Origin of the sequence: Chryseobacterium sp. (assembly GCF_019236175.1) — a bacterium.
GTDB lineage: Bacteria > Bacteroidota > Bacteroidia > Flavobacteriales > Weeksellaceae > Chryseobacterium.
Map to the genome: position 1 here is coordinate 213,897 of NZ_JAFAJM010000009.1, position 15,894 is coordinate 229,790.

The 15,894-nt window shown below is 35.8% G+C and carries 17 protein-coding genes; 4 read left to right on the forward strand and 13 right to left on the reverse strand.

All coding sequences use genetic code 11. From position 1 onward, the window contains the following. Positions 1-11: 11 nt before the first annotated feature. Together JO178_RS08480 and JO178_RS08485 are read right to left on the reverse strand one after the other, a co-directional pair. Entirely contained in the window at positions 12-962 is a 951-nt protein-coding gene (locus JO178_RS08480) for a hypothetical protein (protein ID WP_291934249.1), read from the reverse strand. Positions 963-1,112: 150 nt separating this feature from the next. Continuing rightward, a complete protein-coding gene (locus tag JO178_RS08485; RefSeq protein WP_291934252.1) occupies positions 1,113-1,547 on the reverse strand; it encodes an FKBP-type peptidyl-prolyl cis-trans isomerase in 435 nt (144 codons plus the stop codon). A 263-nt stretch (positions 1,548-1,810) separates the two neighbouring features. On the opposite strand from JO178_RS08485, the gene JO178_RS08490 reads away from it, so the two are divergent. Then, positions 1,811-2,818, forward strand: coding sequence for a catalase (locus JO178_RS08490; protein ID WP_291934255.1), 1,008 nt, complete (start codon positions 1,811-1,813; stop codon positions 2,816-2,818). Positions 2,819-2,896: 78 nt separating this feature from the next. Here JO178_RS08490 and JO178_RS08495 read toward each other — a convergent pair whose 3' ends face one another. From JO178_RS08495 to JO178_RS08540, 10 genes are all read right to left on the reverse strand, one after another. Beyond that, positions 2,897-3,310: a nuclear transport factor 2 family protein gene (locus JO178_RS08495; RefSeq protein ID WP_291934257.1), complete on the reverse strand. Its 414-nt coding sequence runs from the start codon at positions 3,308-3,310 to the stop codon at positions 2,897-2,899. Positions 3,311-3,313: 3 nt separating this feature from the next. Further along, positions 3,314-3,841, reverse strand: coding sequence for a TetR/AcrR family transcriptional regulator (locus JO178_RS08500; protein WP_291934261.1), 528 nt, complete (start codon positions 3,839-3,841; stop codon positions 3,314-3,316). 154 nt (positions 3,842-3,995) lie between these two features. Then, entirely contained in the window at positions 3,996-5,015 is a 1,020-nt protein-coding gene (locus JO178_RS08505; protein WP_291934611.1) for a TerC/Alx family metal homeostasis membrane protein, read from the reverse strand. Positions 5,016-5,127: 112 nt separating this feature from the next. Next, complete coding sequence (locus JO178_RS08510) at positions 5,128-5,736, reverse strand: TerD family protein (RefSeq protein WP_291934263.1); 609 nt, start codon at positions 5,734-5,736, stop codon at positions 5,128-5,130. Between the two features lie 129 nt (positions 5,737-5,865). Beyond that, the gene (locus JO178_RS08515) at positions 5,866-6,813 is read right to left on the reverse strand and encodes a hypothetical protein (protein ID WP_291934266.1); all 948 of its coding nucleotides are present in this window, start codon (positions 6,811-6,813) and stop codon (positions 5,866-5,868) included. Positions 6,814-6,828: 15 nt separating this feature from the next. Then, a complete protein-coding gene (locus JO178_RS08520) occupies positions 6,829-7,998 on the reverse strand; it encodes a toxic anion resistance protein (protein WP_291934269.1) in 1,170 nt (389 codons plus the stop codon). Positions 7,999-8,000: 2 nt separating this feature from the next. Continuing rightward, positions 8,001-8,558, reverse strand: coding sequence for a TerD family protein (locus JO178_RS08525; RefSeq protein ID WP_291934270.1), 558 nt, complete (start codon positions 8,556-8,558; stop codon positions 8,001-8,003). Beyond that, the gene (locus JO178_RS08530) at positions 8,548-9,372 is read right to left on the reverse strand and encodes a phosphoribosyltransferase family protein (protein WP_291934272.1); all 825 of its coding nucleotides are present in this window, start codon (positions 9,370-9,372) and stop codon (positions 8,548-8,550) included. Before JO178_RS08530 ends, JO178_RS08525 begins: the two co-directional genes overlap by 11 nt. A gap of 7 nt (positions 9,373-9,379) precedes the next feature. Then, entirely contained in the window at positions 9,380-10,048 is a 669-nt protein-coding gene (locus JO178_RS08535) for an HAD family hydrolase (protein WP_291934274.1), read from the reverse strand. A 292-nt stretch (positions 10,049-10,340) separates the two neighbouring features. Beyond that, positions 10,341-11,879, reverse strand: coding sequence for a SulP family inorganic anion transporter (locus JO178_RS08540; protein ID WP_291934275.1), 1,539 nt, complete (start codon positions 11,877-11,879; stop codon positions 10,341-10,343). A 597-nt stretch (positions 11,880-12,476) separates the two neighbouring features. Between JO178_RS08540 and JO178_RS08545 the strand changes: the two genes are divergently transcribed. The 3 genes from JO178_RS08545 (at position 12,477) to JO178_RS08555 (ending at position 14,501) form a co-directional block, all read left to right on the forward strand. Then, entirely contained in the window at positions 12,477-12,905 is a 429-nt protein-coding gene (locus tag JO178_RS08545) for a transposase (protein ID WP_291934277.1), read from the forward strand. An 11-nt stretch (positions 12,906-12,916) separates the two neighbouring features. Next, positions 12,917-13,255, forward strand: a complete 339-nt coding sequence (locus JO178_RS08550) for a helix-turn-helix domain-containing protein (protein ID WP_291934279.1) — start codon at positions 12,917-12,919, stop codon at positions 13,253-13,255. Between the two features lie 799 nt (positions 13,256-14,054). Next, entirely contained in the window at positions 14,055-14,501 is a 447-nt protein-coding gene (locus JO178_RS08555; protein ID WP_291934281.1) for a VOC family protein, read from the forward strand. Between the two features lie 46 nt (positions 14,502-14,547). Here JO178_RS08555 and JO178_RS08560 read toward each other — a convergent pair whose 3' ends face one another. Continuing rightward, on the reverse strand, positions 14,548-15,891 hold the full coding sequence (locus JO178_RS08560; RefSeq protein ID WP_291934283.1) for an SWIM zinc finger family protein: 1,344 nt from the start codon (positions 15,889-15,891) through the stop codon (positions 14,548-14,550). Positions 15,892-15,894 lie beyond the last annotated feature (3 nt).

Genomic DNA, 15,894 nt, shown 5'->3' on the forward strand with positions numbered 1-15,894 from the left:
TTAATTTTTTCTTAAAGAACCAATTTGTCCAGATCCAGTAACAGATAATTAATATTCTGATTGATCGTTCTTGTAGCAGACTGCATCTGATTAAGCATTGCTGCTCTGTTATGCAGGTCATCTGCCCTGTAATATCCACCGTCACTAAAAATTACTGATTGATCTGCTGTTATTTTATTATCATTAAACTGATAATGCAGCCATCTCATTTTCATATTTCCGATAATAGAACGTTCTTCTCTGTTTGAAAATTTCTTCTCTGTATACATATACCAGATGAATGGCGGAAAATTGGGCGACTCCAGTTTTTCTCTCCATACATCTCTAAGGAGATTTCTCTGATGAATAAATTCAACTTTTTTACCTTTCGGATTGAGGGTTGCCAATCCAAATCCGGCCCCTAAAACCCCACCGCCAATACTTATCGCATTATCCCAGCCATCTGCTTTTACAATTCCTCCGGCAATAGAAGTAGCTGCTCCGGCAATAATGGAGTATAAAATCAGTTTATTATTTCGGGATGAGTTAAGGTTATCTACATAATTTCCGATTTGGGCTACTCTTTCACCCTCACAGTCAAATTCAGCGGCAACGGCATCCAGCTCAGTTAAAGCAATGGTAATCCTGCTGTTGATTTTAGTTTTAAGCTGTAAAATTTTCACCTGTGAAGTAAGTGATGAATCTTTTTTAAGTTCAATGATCTTATGCACATCGCTCAGATTATCTAGTGCATTCAGGATGAGGATACTCTGATCCGTAAATATTTCTTTAAGGTCTTTATTAGCAGCTAAAATAGAGTCTGAATGATAAGAAGGAAGTTTATTGCTGTAGTTATATTTAAACGGGGCTTTACAATAACTATCCTTAAGAGTAAGGATATTCTGCTGAATTACCTGATTTTTTTTGGAAACACAAGATGCCAAAACGCTTACAACAGCAATAAAGTAAAAGAGTTTTTTCATTCAGTTCTATTTTGTGTATTCATTGAATTATTATAAAACTAAATTGTAAACTCTATATATCATTTCATAACAATTCATCCATACGAATATAAAACAAATAAAAAAATTTACCTGGATTCAGGTAAATTTTTAATCTATTTTTAAGCCGGATTATTTAATTCCCAATAATTCAACTTCAAAAACAAGTGTACTGTTTGGTCCTATTTCTTTACTGATTTCCTGATCTCCATACGCTAAATGCGGCGGAATAATCAGTCTCCATTTACTTCCGACAGGCATTAGCTGAAGAGCTTCAGTCCATCCGGAAATTACCCTGTTTAGAGGAAAAGAAGCTGGTGTTCCTCTTTTTACAGAGCTGTCGAAAATTTTTCCGGCAATTGTTGTTCCGTGGTAATGGCATTTTACGGTGGACTTAGGGCCTGGTTTTGCACCGTCTCCTTCCGTAATAATTTCGTATTGTAAGCCGCTTGGTAATTGTACCACACTTTCTCTCTTACCATACTCTTCCATATATTCCTTACCGTCTTTCAGGTTCTTTTCTGCCAATTCCTTTTTACGTTTAAATAACAAATCTGCTACTCCCATATTATAATTTTTTACAAAGATAATGCTTTTTGAAATGAGCAGATCATGTAAAAGCCAAGACTGATTTTCTTCTTTCAGATTAAAGCTAAAAAAATAATTTTGTATAACCAGATCTTTTTCATAAATAAAAAAAACATTGATATTCAAATATTTATAAAGAAAATAAACGATTTATTCTTTATTATCATGAAAATTCAAATAATTGTAATACACCGTTAACACAGATTCCAAAACTTGGCGTTATAATTGAATTTAAAAACTAAATGCCAAATCCATTAAAATATAATAAAAAGTTCGATGAACTTAATGAAGAGGAGAAAAAACTTCTGGAAATCAATAAAAAAACAATTGCTGATTTTGTTGAGCAATCTTCATTGATAAGCGATGTTAATTATGCCACCAGAAATGCCCATGCAAAAACCTATGTCATAGCCAAGGGAGAGTTTTTGATTGATCCCCATATTCCTGAAGCATTACAGCCTTTTTTTGATAAAGAAAAATTTGATCTTATCATCCGATTATCTAATGCCCGGTTTACCATTAAAAATTCCGAAAAGGATGTTCCTGCTTATGGATTTGCAGTGCAGATCAGAGATGAAAATGGCGGATTACTGGCCAATTATCCGTTGGCTAATTTCCCCCTGTTTCCTATCAATTCTGTTTCCACCTTTTTAAAACTATTTACGGCTATTAACCGTTCTTATCTAAAAAAAGGGAGTGGGTTATTTTCTATCGCCGCTCAGCTTCTTAAAACGATTCCTTCTGTCTTAACCGGGTCTTTCCTAAAGAATGCTGTAAAATTATTTCGTAAGAAAAATGATTTCATTTTATCTTTTGATTATTATTCGGTAGGGGCTTACCGTCTCGGAGACTACATGATCAAAATAAAACTAAGTCCCGTATCCGTAGATAAAAATACAGGCAGAAAAGAAAATATAAAAGAAACTTTAAAGGCTTACTTTCAAACCCATGATTTTACGGCGAATGTCTTAATACAGATTTGCTATGATCTCAAAGATCAGCCCATCAATAAGCTGAATATTGAATGGAAGAACTCTCCTTTCATTAAAATTGGCGAAGTCAAAATAAATAAAGATTCTCTGCTGGATTCCAGAAATTGCACCAATGAACTTCTTTCATTTAACCCTTTTGAAAGTAAGATATTTTTCCAACCGGTAGGAAAAATACAAAAACTGCGCGATGAAGCCTATAAAATATCCGTACAGACAAGGAGAAAAATCAATAAGCTGCTACATGGTAAAGGAATTTGAAAACAGGGTTATTTTCAGTTTTACCCACGAATATTTACTAAAAAAAAAAGACTGTCGCATCAACAGTCTTTTTTTACTTTATTTTAATTTCCGGTCTTCTTCCTGTATAGGCAGATCATTGATACTTGCATATCTTTTGGCCATCAGTCCGTTTTCATCAAATTCCCAGTTTTCATTTCCATAAGCTCTGAACCACTGCCCGTCTTGTGTCTGATATTCATATTCAAAACGAACCGCAATCCGGTTATCAGTATGGGCCCAATATTCTTTTTTAAGCCGGTAATGGAGTTCTTTTTCCCATTTATTTTTAAGAAATTCTACAATATCCTCTCTTCCGTTGACAAATGTACCTCTGTTTCTCCATTCACTGTCAAGGGTATAGGCTTTCGAGACCTTTTCAGGATCCTGACTGTTCCAGGCATCTTCTGCTATTTGAATTTTTTGTTTTGCCGTTTCCAGAGTGAAAGGCGGCAGCGGATGTTTCTGTTCCATTGGTTAGGGTATTAAATTGATTAGTATTTTCTTTGTCTTTTCTATCAGTTCATTGGATCTGAAAAGCTGGCTCTCAACAATACTGCTCTCAAAAAGCATATACACATGATCCGAAAGCACATCATCTCTCAGCAGTTCTAAAAAGTAATTTCTAAGATCTGTTTTATGCGACCGGATTACATCTAAAATTTTAATATTATCCGTAGGAATTTCAGATAAAATATTCAAAAAACTACATCCTCTGAAACTCTCTTTTTTGTTCATATAGATCAGGAAATCAAAAGCATACATTATCTTAGATTTGGGATCAGGAGCCTGCTTTGAAAAAGTAAGCAGCTCATTAAACCAGTACTGATGTCTTACATTCAGAAATTCGACACAAAGGTCTTCTTTGGATTTAAAGTATTGGTAGAAACTTGCTTTTGCGACCTCCGCTTCTGCAATGATCTGATTAATTCCTGTGGAATTATATCCCTGTTTTGTAAATAATTCGAAGGTTGTTTCTACAATTCTTTCTCTCGGAGACTTCATTTTACTGTTATTTTATAAAACAAATATAAGATAAAAGAGCAAAACAGACAAACCTGTCTGTCTGTTAATTTAAATTATGTTTAAGTCTAAGTTTTAAAGACAAAAAAACCTCCGGGAATTACTTCCAGGAGGTTTATTATCTATTTTAATACACTTATTTTTCTTTCGGTTCTTCTTTTTTCTCTTCCTCTTTGTCAGGGAAAATGATAGACAGAATAACAGAAATAACCAGTACTCCACCTACAATTCCAAGAGAAACAGGGGATGAAATATGATACCATGGTGCAATCAGCATTTTAACTCCGATAAACGAAAGGATAATAGCCAGTCCGTACGGAAGCTTGCTGAACATATGAATAAAGTTTGCCAATAGGAAATACAGTGATCTAAGTCCTAAAATGGCAAAGATATTGGAGGTATAAAGGATGAACGGATCATCAGAAATCGCGAAAATTGCCGGGATGGAATCCACTGCAAAAAGGACGTCTGTAAATTCAATTACTCCTACCACCACCAATAATGGTGTTGCCATTTTAATTCCGTTTTGAATAGTGAAAAACTTATCACCATCATAATTATCGGAAACTTTCCAGAAGCTTTTAATGAGCTTGGCTCCTGCTGTATTACTGTAATCTTCATCATCGTCATCATCTCCGTCACCCCATGATTTGATTCCGGCATACACAAGGAATAACCCAAACAGAGTCATTACAATATTAATTTTCACCGGGGTTCCAAAAATATCCATCTCAGGAAGGTAAGTCAGGTTGATTAGCCCTACTCCGGCAAAGATAAATATGGCTCTGAAAATCAATGCTCCGATGATTCCCCAGAACAGAACTTTATGATGCAGGAATTTGGGTACTTTGAAAAATCCAAAAACAAGGATAAATACAAATAAATTATCCACAGAAAGGGCTTTTTCAATCCAGTAGGCTGCCTGATATTGGGTAAACTTTTCTACTGCCAGTGCATGACTTTCCGGAGTTCCGTCTGTATTGAATACCCAATATACTACTCCTGAAAAGATCATGGATAATGAAATCCAGACCACGGTCCAGATAGTAGCTTCTTTGGATGAAACTTCATGGCTTTTTTTGTTGAATACTCCTAAATCCAGAAGCAGCATGATAACAACCGTTATCGCAAATCCCCACACCAAGCCGGGGTGCATATCTAAAATACTATGTTTTTCCACTGAGTTATATATTATTTTATACGATAAAAGCAATAAGTGCACAAAGTACAAATATTGCTATTTTATTTATCTATTGACTGATTGTTGATTATAAATAATTCATCTGCACGGTCTGAATCGTCTGCTCAAGTTTTCTGTCTGCAGTGGGATCTCCGATAGCATTGAATTTCCATTCTCCGTTTCTCTTGTAAAAAACCCCCATTACCATGGCCACATGGCCACTGAAAGAAGCAGTGTTTGCAATGTCATATTTAGCAAAAACCTCTCTCACATTAGTAGGCGTACCTTCATAGATACGGATAGAAGCAAAAGGAATCGTTCCGAAATCCTGACCTCTGTAGCTATTCAATACCATCGCGACATGCTCTACATTAGGTTCCAGTTTACTGAAATCTACTGTGATAACTTCATTGTCTAATCCGTCATCACCATCGATATCACCGGTAAGGTCATCTCCGCTGTGTCTTACCGATCCGTTTTTTGATTTCAGATTTCCGAAATAGATAACTTCAGTCACATTTTTATTTGAATCGTATAAAATGCAGCTTCCGTCTAAGTCTACTGCTTCTTTTTTAGTTCCGAAAAATCCTTTTTTTTCAATTGCTCCCCAGTTGATTCCAACACATGCCTGGGAAAGTTCAGCTCCGTTTTCTTTTTTAAGGTTAATTCTCTGACCTTTTTGTAAGTTGATAGCCATCTTTTTATGTTTAGTTGTTATTTATTTTTTAGGACAAAAAAACAATAAGAAAGGGATGTGGTACAGGGTAAAGATTTCCTATTCATATCCCATTTTCCGTTTGGCGTTTTTTTGCATTCAAATTTCATTTTAGTTATTATTCAAATTCAAATTAAGCATTGCCCGCAGAATATTTGTCTCTTCATCAAAATCAAATATTTTGCTCATAATATCTATATTCTCAAGGTTTCTCAGATAATCTTTCAGCACACCTTCCACCTCTGCCGGCAAAGTACGTTTTCTTTCATTCATCCCGTTTTCCAGCAGTTCATTTTTTCTTTTCAGCTGATCAATGATGCCGCTTTGGTTCGACTGGTTTTCAGAAATATCAAGCTGAGCAAGATCACGATCAAAAAGGTAAAGCTTTTTGTCTTCTATACTGAAGATAAAATAATCATCAGACTGAAAGATCCTGAACAATTCGTATTCGTGAATTCCGATCAGGTAGCCACAGACAAAACGAACTTTAAACCCTTGTATATTCAACCGTCCCAGTAATTTCCTTTCAATGGAATAATCTTTATACTGATAGGCGGGAAAAGAACCGGGGGTCAGCAGAGATTCATCTGCTTCTGTCCTGTAATATTCCTGGGCATATTTTTTATAAAAATATAATACATTATCCCAACTGGCGGTAAAAATATCTTCTGTAAGATCTTTATAGAGTGTTTTAAGATGTTGGGAAAACACACCGCTGTACATTTTCCGGTCCGTCTCAAAGCTATCGATCTGTCTTTCCTGAAAACCTGATATATATTTATTATTAATATCAATTTCATTAATGACAGCCAGCATATCATTTTCTTTCTGACGCTTTATTTTGGTCAGCAATTCTATGAGACTATCGGTATACTGAAGGTGAAAAAGTTCCAGTTTATTATAATCTAAAGCCGTATTTTCCTGAAACAGATTGTGGATAATATCCGTTTTAATATAAATAGATATTATGTCAATATGTTCAAAAAAATTAGCCAGAAGCTTAAGCCTCGTTAATCTTCTTCTGCTTTGTGATAATATGGTTGCTGCATCATCTCCCACCTTGATCTCTATAAATTAACCTCTGACATTTGCTTTTAATTCGCTCTCCAAAGTCTGAAGATCCTGGTCCAGTTTTCTTCTGTTATCAGCACCCTGTTTCTGAATTTGTTTCACTTCATTCAGGGTATTAATCAACATTGAAGTTGTTTCTCTTAATGTTTCTACAGATACGATTGTCTGTTCATTAGCTCTTGCTACATTAACTGAATTTTGACCTAAACGTTCGGCATTCTTTCTTAAAATCTCTTCAGTGGTAGAAGATACTTTCTGTTGAATTTCAATATTCTGCTGTTGTCTGTACATAGCAACGGCAAGAGAAAGCTGATTTTTCCATACCGGAAGAGTTGTGGTAAGAATCGTCTGTGCTTTTTCAGCAATAGAAACGTTGTTATTCTGTACCAGCCTGATCTGTGGAAGAGACTGCATCATAATAACACGTACTACTTTAAGATCCGCCATTCTACGGTCTAATCTTGCAATAAAATCTCTTTTATCAGCAATCTGATAATCCTGGAAGTTTTGTGGGTTGGCTTCCATCTGGGTAAGCTCCACTGCTGCTCTTTCCATTCTTACATTCCCTGCAATAACCAGATCTTCAATCTGCTTGATGGAATTGACATTACTCTCAAAAATAGTCTGTAAAACAGCATTATCTTTTGTTGAGGTTATAATTCCTGCATTTACTTTATAAGAGATCTGTTCAATATTGTTGATGATCTTATCATATTTTGTAAACAAGTTTTCTACCTGAGTCACGATTTTTTTCATGAATGGTATTTTACTCAGGAAGCTTTTCACTTTATTTCCGTTTAGCTCCTCTACGTCTACATAGTTTAGTTCTACCAAAAGGTCGTTGATAAGTGCACCTACCTCTCCTGAGTTTGATCTTCTTACATTTCCCAGGAAGCTGTCACTCTGGTTGGCCAGTGTTTTTTGAAGTTCTGCTCCAAAATTGACGATAGATCCGGGATTGGCTTCATCAATAGAATTGGCAAGAACTTCGTATTTTTGGCGTTCTTCCGACTGCATCTGTGTCAGATTTACATTTCCTTCTCTGTCTACAAGAACCGCCGGTGCTGCATTCTGCGCAGGCTGGCTTGGTGGCGCCATCGGGGTAGGTTCAAATGTTCTAAGAGGTTCAATTGATCCAAGTGGATCTATCGGTTGATTTTCCTGATTATCCATGATTATTTCTGATAAATTGATACAAATTTCTCAAGGCCTTCTCTTTGTCCTGCTCCTACTGCCTCAAATTTCCATTCTCCGTTTCTGTTGTAGATTCTTCCGAATTCTACTGCTGTTTCAATTGAGAAGTCTTCATCCAGTTCATATTTTAAGATCTCCTCATTCGTATCTGTATTGAAAATTCTGATAAAAGAATTTCTCACCTGTCCAAAGTTTTGTCTTCGTGAATCGGCTTCATGAATCGTTACCACTACTGTGATTTCCTTTACAGCAGCATCAATTTTTGTAAGATCGATTTTGATTTGTTCATCATCTCCTGCTCCTTCTCCTGTAAGGTTGTCACCTGTATGGATCACTGCTTTATCCGGAGATTCAAGGTTATTATAAAAAATAAAGTGATTATCTGAAACTAATTTTTTATCGTCTCCAAGCAGGAATAAAGAGGCATCAAGATCGAATGCAGTTCCTGTGGAAGTGTTATTGAGATCCCATCCTAAGCCTACTGTAAATTTAGGGGCGTTGATGTTTTCTCTTTGTCCTTTTTGTAAGTTAATAGCCATAATATAATTCCGTTTGTGTTAAAGTATTGATGTTATTTTCGTATTCTTTTATTAAATGATAATTGTTACTGATGGCAAGTTCCAAAAGAAGATCCATCTGCTCTTTTTTTACTTTAGACGTAAGATAATCAAAATTACCTGAATCCAGGCCTAAAATATATTTTACAATTCTTGTATTGAACTCAAAGCTTGGTTTTTGCATGACTTCGGCAATATGTCTTACGTTATTTACCGCATAATAGTTGAAGAAGTTTTCAATCTTGGGATCAAGATCAAAATTCATCAGCTCTGCATAATACATGAACATAAAATCGGCCTCAACGTTATATTCATTAAGAATTCTGTTGACCGTATATTCATGACTGCCCGTAATTTTTATATCATCTATAAAAATACAAAGTTTTCCTCTTAAAAAATCTTTATCGATATAATAAGTATCATTGGCGATCAAATTTTTCCGGTCTTCAAAATTAAGATTTCCGTAATCTGTAATATAGGTATGATTTCGGTTGATTTTGGATAAAACACTTGATTTTCTGCCTTTCTGAAACAAATAGAAATCCAGGTATTTTTTAAAGAAAAAACATAAAAAATTGGAAGCCGTAGGAATCGCCATATAAGGGCTCGGAAGAACTACAATTTCTTTATCTGTAAGTAAAATGTCTTCATTTTCGGAAATAAATCCGTTGAATAATTCTTTTGCAAATTTCTCAGCATACGACTTATCGCCATACTTGAAAAAGCTGTATTCTGCAGGTGAGAAACTAAACTCATCCGCCGAATGAATGTGGTGTAAGCTGTATCGTTTATTCATGTTTATATTAGTATTTAAGTAAATGGGCACTGAAACCGAAGCTTTTTGCTCCCTGATAATCTGCAAACGGATTATCTCCGATATGCAAAATCTGATGCAACGGCAAATCCTGATTTTTGATCTTATTCTTCACTTCCTGAAAAATAAGCGGATTCGGTTTGGAACAATTGATCTCATCAGAATAAATATGGAAATCAATATACTGATCCAGGTTTTCGTGAATCAGAAACTTTCTCATGGTTTCTCCTTTGATAAATCCGGTATTACTGAGGATATTAATGGTCTTCCCCTGATTTTTGATATCATCAAAAAGTTCACGGATATTTTCAAAAATGACAATCGGCTTATATTCCAGGAATAATGCCTCACTCTGCGCGTAAAATTCATTGAGCTTTTCTTTGTGTAAAAGCTTGATATCAACATTCAAAGAACCTAAGATCAATAAATAAATTTCAAAAGTATCTATATTTCCGCCTGTTACTTCATTGATGCTGTTGCAAAGATCATCATAATACTTTACCGTTTTTGCAACTTCATCTATCGGTTTACTGATAGCAAAAAACGAGGAGAACAGCTCAACTCTTTTTGCTTTAAATTCAGGATGAGATTTGATTAAGGTAAGCCACAGATCAAAGGAAAAATGACAGTGGTTGTGAATGTCGATATCTGTTTTCAATATGTTTTAGTTAAAAGTTTTATTCAGCTTTCTTGAAAAAGATTTAATTTTTTTGACCATCAAAAGTGTTTCGTTGTCTATTCTTCCCAAAGATAAAATATTTATCATAAATGCATGACTATACTTCTCTGTTTTAAGATATTTTTATGAATTTGAAAATAGCGGGATAGAATGGACCGCATTTTTACTGTACAGTCTTTATGAGTCTATAGGAGATTTATTAATTTCCGTATTTTTACACCTATGCAGGGTTTTAAACTGATTTCCCGCTTATGGTCTGAAGTCTGTTATTTTAATTTTCCGGCATTACCTTATATGTAGGATCTTCCTGAATATTAACCTCTATAACAGCCTCCGCATTTTTCAGTATTTTTCTGCAGTCTTCACTCAGATGACGAAGGTATATTGTTTTCCCTTGCTGCCTGTATCGTTTCGATAACTTATCCAACGCATCAATAGCACTCATATCTACAATACGGCTTTCCTTGAAATCTACCATTACTTCGGCCGGATCATTCATCGGATCAAACTTGTCTGTAAAAGCTGTGACGGAGCCAAAAAACAGGGGACCATATATTTCATAATGCTTGAGCCCGTTTTCATCTGTATATTTTTTTGCCCGGATTCTTTTCGCATTATCCCACGCAAAAACCAATGCTGAAATAATGACTCCCACTAAAACAGCGAGTGCAAGATTATGCAGGATCACTGTAATCACTGCAACTGTAATCCCTACAAATATATCTGACTTCGGCATTTTATTCACAATTCTGACAGATACCCACTGGAAAGTACTGATAGCCACCATCATCATCACTCCTACCAATGCCGCCATCGGAATTTTTTCAATAACAGGCGCCCCAAACAAAATGATCATCAAAATCATTACAGAAGCAATAATACCCGACAATCTTGCTCTAGAACCGGCATTAAGGTTAACCAACGTCTGGGCTACCATGGCACAACCTCCCATTCCACCGAAAAAGCCGTTGCTGATATTGGCTATTCCCTGAGCTACAGATTCTCTGTTGGCATCTCCTTTTGAATTGGTAATCTCATCCACCATCGATAAGGTTAAAAGAGATTCAATTAATCCTACACCAGCCATAATCAGGGCATAGGGAAAAATTATCTGTAAGGTTTCCGCTGAAAAAGGAATCTGCGGAATATGAAAAGCCGGCAGACTTCCGCTGATATGAGCAATATCCGCTACGGTTTTTGTTTGAATATTAAACCCGAGAACTACAGCAAATACAACAATGATTGCCGCCAGTGACGCAGGAATCGCTTTTGTAATTTTAGGAAAAAAATAAACTACAGCAATCGTAAGTGCTGTTAAACCTCCCATTATATACAACGGGATTCCCTGAAGCCAGCTTACGGTTCCCTGGCTGTCTGTCATTTTAAACTGTTCAACCTGAGCCATAAAAATAATAATAGCCAGGCCATTTAAAAAGCCATACATAACCGGCTGGGGGATAAGCCTTACAAATTTGCCAAGTTTAAATATTCCGACAAGCATCTGTAATATCCCGGCAAGTGCAACGGTAGCAAAAAGATATTCCGTTCCGTGGGATTTTATCAGTGCGATCAATACTACTATAGTCGCTCCTGCTCCTCCGGAAACCATTCCCGGACGACCTCCCAGAATTGCGGTCACTAATCCCATAATACAAGCCGCATAAAGACCTGTAAGTGGAGAAAGACCTGCAAGGATGGCAAATGAAAGCGATTCAGGAATCATGGTCATCGCTACGGTAAAACCGGCAAGTAATTCATTTTTATAATTTATTTTCTTCGAAAAGTTGAATAAGCGTATGGTATTTTTCATTGCAATGCAAAGGTATGTACTTGGCCAATGCCATACAATTTTTTATGCTGTTCCTGAAATTTTATCATTCAGAATAACTCACACAATCGTACAGATAATATGTTAATTTTCATTAAATTTTATATACAAATACACTTTTTTATACCACTCACCCTGCTTACTTCTAATTTTTGTTTAAATTTGAAACTCATTACGCTGATTATTTATCATGATTTGGAATCTCAGCATATAAAAAAATCCGGCTGCTATAATAAAAAATGCAGCCAAAAAATAAATAATAGCTTAGAACAATAATATTGCATAAAAAAGCTTTAATAGGTTATATATTATTTGCACAAATGGTAGAGAAAAGAAGTTTGAAGCGGATGGAGAATTAATGAACCAGATGAAAAAATAAGGAATATATCCGGTAGTTAAATTAAAGTAGCAAACAATGCAGTCTTTTTAATTTTTCAAATAATCTGAATCAGGATTATGACTTTGCAGGACATTATTATCCTTACTCATTAATATATCTTCCACTGAGCTTTAAAAGTTGATATGACCTATTTATTCTTTTTAATGTATGAGTTTAATAAGAGACAATATTCAATAAAAATGTTATATAAAGAAATCCATATTGGAAAGTTTATCAAGGAGAGGGTTGATGAAAGTGAAATAACGATAGAAAGGATATGTAAATTCCTGAATAAGGATGAAGAGTCTGTTGAAAAAATGTACAACAGCAAATCAGTAGACACGGATATACTTCTAAGATGGAGCAAATTATTGGAATATGATTTTTTCAGACTGTACAGCTCGCATTTAATATTATATGCACCTCCATCGGCTGTCAATAAAAATCAACAGAAATCTGATAAGATTCCTTACTTCAGAAAAAATATTTATACTCAGGAAATTAAAGAATTCATTATGAAAAGGATTCTTTCCGGAGAGATGACACAAAGTGAGGTCATTAAAGAATATTCTATTCCTAAAAGCACCCTTCACAGGTGGCTTCAAAAGAGTGATAATACGAACGGATAAAGAGATATTACATGCGTCCCAATTACAAGAAAATTTATCAGGATATGCTCAAGCTGGAACATCCCGAAAAATTAAAGGATCCGAAAATCAAAGAGCTTCTTGGAAAGCTTAACACCAGTGACGATGTGCTGAAGTTTAATGAAAGGCTTTTCAAACAATCCAAGGAAAACCAAAAACTTAAGACTTACGACAAAAAGACGATGCTTAAACTTCTTCAATATCAGAAGAAACACGGCCACTCTACCAGTTATATGTCCAGAAAATATAAAATAAGCAGAACTACGCTCGCCAAATGGAAAACGATGTTTGAGGGAGAGCTTGAAGAAACAATAAAAAATGCCGGCAAGTAATTACCGGTATTTTTTGTAAAGGTACAGGAAGGAAAAAACAGGACAATGTCTGCCGGAAGTACCGGCTTCGCTATTCCTTTCCAGACTTCACAGGTAAGGAACCGAAAACGGGAAAAGGAAAATAGCAAAGTCTGAATGAATGATCAATTGGACTTTATAGAAAATTATGATACAAAGATCTTCCTTGTTCCCGCATTCGGTTCCTGTTTTTATAAAACAAGGTGACAGACAAAAGGTGTAATTGTGCTGTAAACTGCGGGGCTACTCTTCCTATAGATAGTTGTGTTTTTTTAGTGGAAGAGGCGGGATTTGAACCCACGATGCCCCGTCATGATGAATGAAATAGCACTATTTTATGCCCCCTGCTTTCTTTGTCTTCCATCTGATATTTATTTAAACAGACGGGGTTTTTGTGATCTGGCGGATGAGTATTCATTGCTATTTGTTTTTTATAATTATTTGTTTTTTGTCCATCCCTGATTTCTGAATGCAAAGTAAACACTCTGATACGCAGTCTTTTTGCGTAGTTTTTTTTCTTTGATTTTATTTATGGTATGTACGGGACAAAGGAAATCCGGAAATGGCTTATTATATTCTCCGGTTCTGTTCTATTGCAACTTCAAAAAAATACACCGCTGAATAAGGAAAACAATATGATATTCGTGAATTCACAGCAATAGATAAGTGAATATACCGTATCATTATAAAATCCGTCTATCATTCGTTTTAACTAAAGAAATCATAAAATCCCTTTTCCTGAATATGCATTATTTAGTTTTGTATCATTACAATTAAAGCTATGATTAAAGGATTATATGAAACTCATATTCAGGTAAGCCATCTGGAAAATGCCATACATTTTTATACGGAAGTTTTGGGATTAAAATTAGCTCATAGAGATGAGACAAGACCGATCGCCTTTTTATGGGTAGGTGAAGGGAAAGAATTTATGCTGGGATTATGGGAACAGAAAGAAAACCTTCAGACCAGACATTTTGCTTTTACAAGCAGTAAAGAGGATATTTTAAACTATTCAGTAGGCTTTTTAGAAAAGAAAAACTTAAAGCCTTATAACTTTTTAAAAAACGGAACCGTTGAACCGATGGTATTTGCATGGATGCCTGCTCTGGCCATCTATTTTAATGATCCGGATGGAAACCAGCTGGAATTCATTTCTATTCTGGAAGGAGAAGGAAAACCCGAATTAGGAGTTCTTTCGTATGAGGAATGGCTGAAGCAGCCGTAATACATATACAAGGACAGCTTCTTTAGCAGGCTGTCCTTGTATATTTTTACTTACTAATTATTTTTTTTACCGCGAGAACGTGTTTGCAGGGGCCCCGTTCTCCCTGATATTTACTGAACCATTCACAGGTACAGCGTTCTTTCTCACCTTCAATAATTACAGTATGATGTACTCCGGTTCCGGCTACTCTGGCTTCTGTTCTTTCTTTCGTGGTATTTAGAATTTCTACTTTCCCTTCTTCAATCAGCTTTTCTGCGTTTTTCATTCTGGGATTTAAACCTAAGATACGGTTCAGCTTAAATGGCAGTCTCCGATAAAAAAATCCGTTATCATCCAGATCATATCCCAACATTCCCATCGCAGCAAGTCTTCCCGTAAGATTGGAAACTTTATTCAGGCTTAACTTTTCTTCCAGAGCCAAAACTGTCGCATTGAAAGACTGATTAGCATAGGCATATTTATCCAGTGCATCAATCCATTCATCAGAAATATCAGTCACTAAGCTATCCAATACAGCACCTTCTCCGGAAAAACCTCTCCAGCTTTCTCTTGATAAGGAAAAACTAAATCTTATATTCCCCATATACAACTGCCATGTCGTAGACTGCATATTCGGATGAGCAAAAATCTTCATATGATCAATATACGGCAGAAGGGGTTCCAGTAACCTCAGTCTGTGAATACCTCCTATACAAATTGCTTCTGCTGATTTTACAGGAGAAAACATCGGTTTATTCCCTCTCACCATGAGATAATAGTCTGACTTTATGACTCCCTTCGGCATTCCTCTGAACAACTGTTGTGTCTGAATTTTATTGAAACAGTGCAGCCTTTCTGATTCGGATAAATAAATCTGAACCGTTCCGAGACCTTTGATCCATTTTACCGGTAACGGAACTTTCCGCTCCACTATTTTTTTATCTTCCCTATACAGCCCTACCTCTTTTTCTCCTACAGAAAGCATAATATTTTCATTAGGCCGGATACTTCCCAAAGCAGTAATCATCGGCTGATTAAAATCCACATTGGTTGTACCGTTTTCCAGAAACTCTCCGTCTAAGCCTTCCGGTAAAACATCTACACGCGCATACACGCCTGCGCAATGTGAAAAACCTTCAAAACGCAACCTTTCATTTCCTGCCGTTACAATGGGATCTTTAAGCAATGCCATTTGAAATGGTGACATACTAAAGCTGGACTTTACAATATTGGAAAGTGTGATCAGGCATCGGGCCAAGATAAACGGCTGTCCTACATTCCCCCAGAAAAAACAGGGAACATCGGTATTTTTCTGTATCTCACTATATTTTGCAAGAAACAGTTCCTCCAGCGCACCCTTCTTTTCCAAAGAAGACGATCTGGAATAGTTGTAAATAAGCGTATCTTCCATAAA

Coding starts and splice junctions, on each gene's coding strand:
- JO178_RS08510 (WP_291934263.1), bottom strand. CDS start 5,736: ATGGCTATCAACTTACAAAAAGGTCAGAGAATTAACCTTAAAAAAGAA.
- JO178_RS08480 (WP_291934249.1), bottom strand. CDS start 962: ATGAAAAAACTCTTTTACTTTATTGCTGTTGTAAGCGTTTTGGCATCT.
- JO178_RS08550 (WP_291934279.1), top strand. CDS start 12,917: ATGCGTCCCAATTACAAGAAAATTTATCAGGATATGCTCAAGCTGGAA.
- JO178_RS08545 (WP_291934277.1), top strand. CDS start 12,477: ATGTTATATAAAGAAATCCATATTGGAAAGTTTATCAAGGAGAGGGTT.
- JO178_RS08500 (WP_291934261.1), bottom strand. CDS start 3,841: ATGAAGTCTCCGAGAGAAAGAATTGTAGAAACAACCTTCGAATTATTT.
- JO178_RS08540 (WP_291934275.1), bottom strand. CDS start 11,879: ATGAAAAATACCATACGCTTATTCAACTTTTCGAAGAAAATAAATTAT.
- JO178_RS08530 (WP_291934272.1), bottom strand. CDS start 9,372: ATGAATAAACGATACAGCTTACACCACATTCATTCGGCGGATGAGTTT.
- JO178_RS08495 (WP_291934257.1), bottom strand. CDS start 3,310: ATGGAACAGAAACATCCGCTGCCGCCTTTCACTCTGGAAACGGCAAAA.
- JO178_RS08520 (WP_291934269.1), bottom strand. CDS start 7,998: ATGGATAATCAGGAAAATCAACCGATAGATCCACTTGGATCAATTGAA.
- JO178_RS08505 (WP_291934611.1), bottom strand. CDS start 5,015: ATGCACCCCGGCTTGGTGTGGGGATTTGCGATAACGGTTGTTATCATG.
- JO178_RS08560 (WP_291934283.1), bottom strand. CDS start 15,891: ATGGAAGATACGCTTATTTACAACTATTCCAGATCGTCTTCTTTGGAA.
- JO178_RS08525 (WP_291934270.1), bottom strand. CDS start 8,558: ATGGCTATTAACTTACAAAAAGGACAAAGAGAAAACATCAACGCCCCT.
- JO178_RS08490 (WP_291934255.1), top strand. CDS start 1,811: ATGCCAAATCCATTAAAATATAATAAAAAGTTCGATGAACTTAATGAA.
- JO178_RS08555 (WP_291934281.1), top strand. CDS start 14,055: ATGATTAAAGGATTATATGAAACTCATATTCAGGTAAGCCATCTGGAA.
- JO178_RS08485 (WP_291934252.1), bottom strand. CDS start 1,547: ATGGGAGTAGCAGATTTGTTATTTAAACGTAAAAAGGAATTGGCAGAA.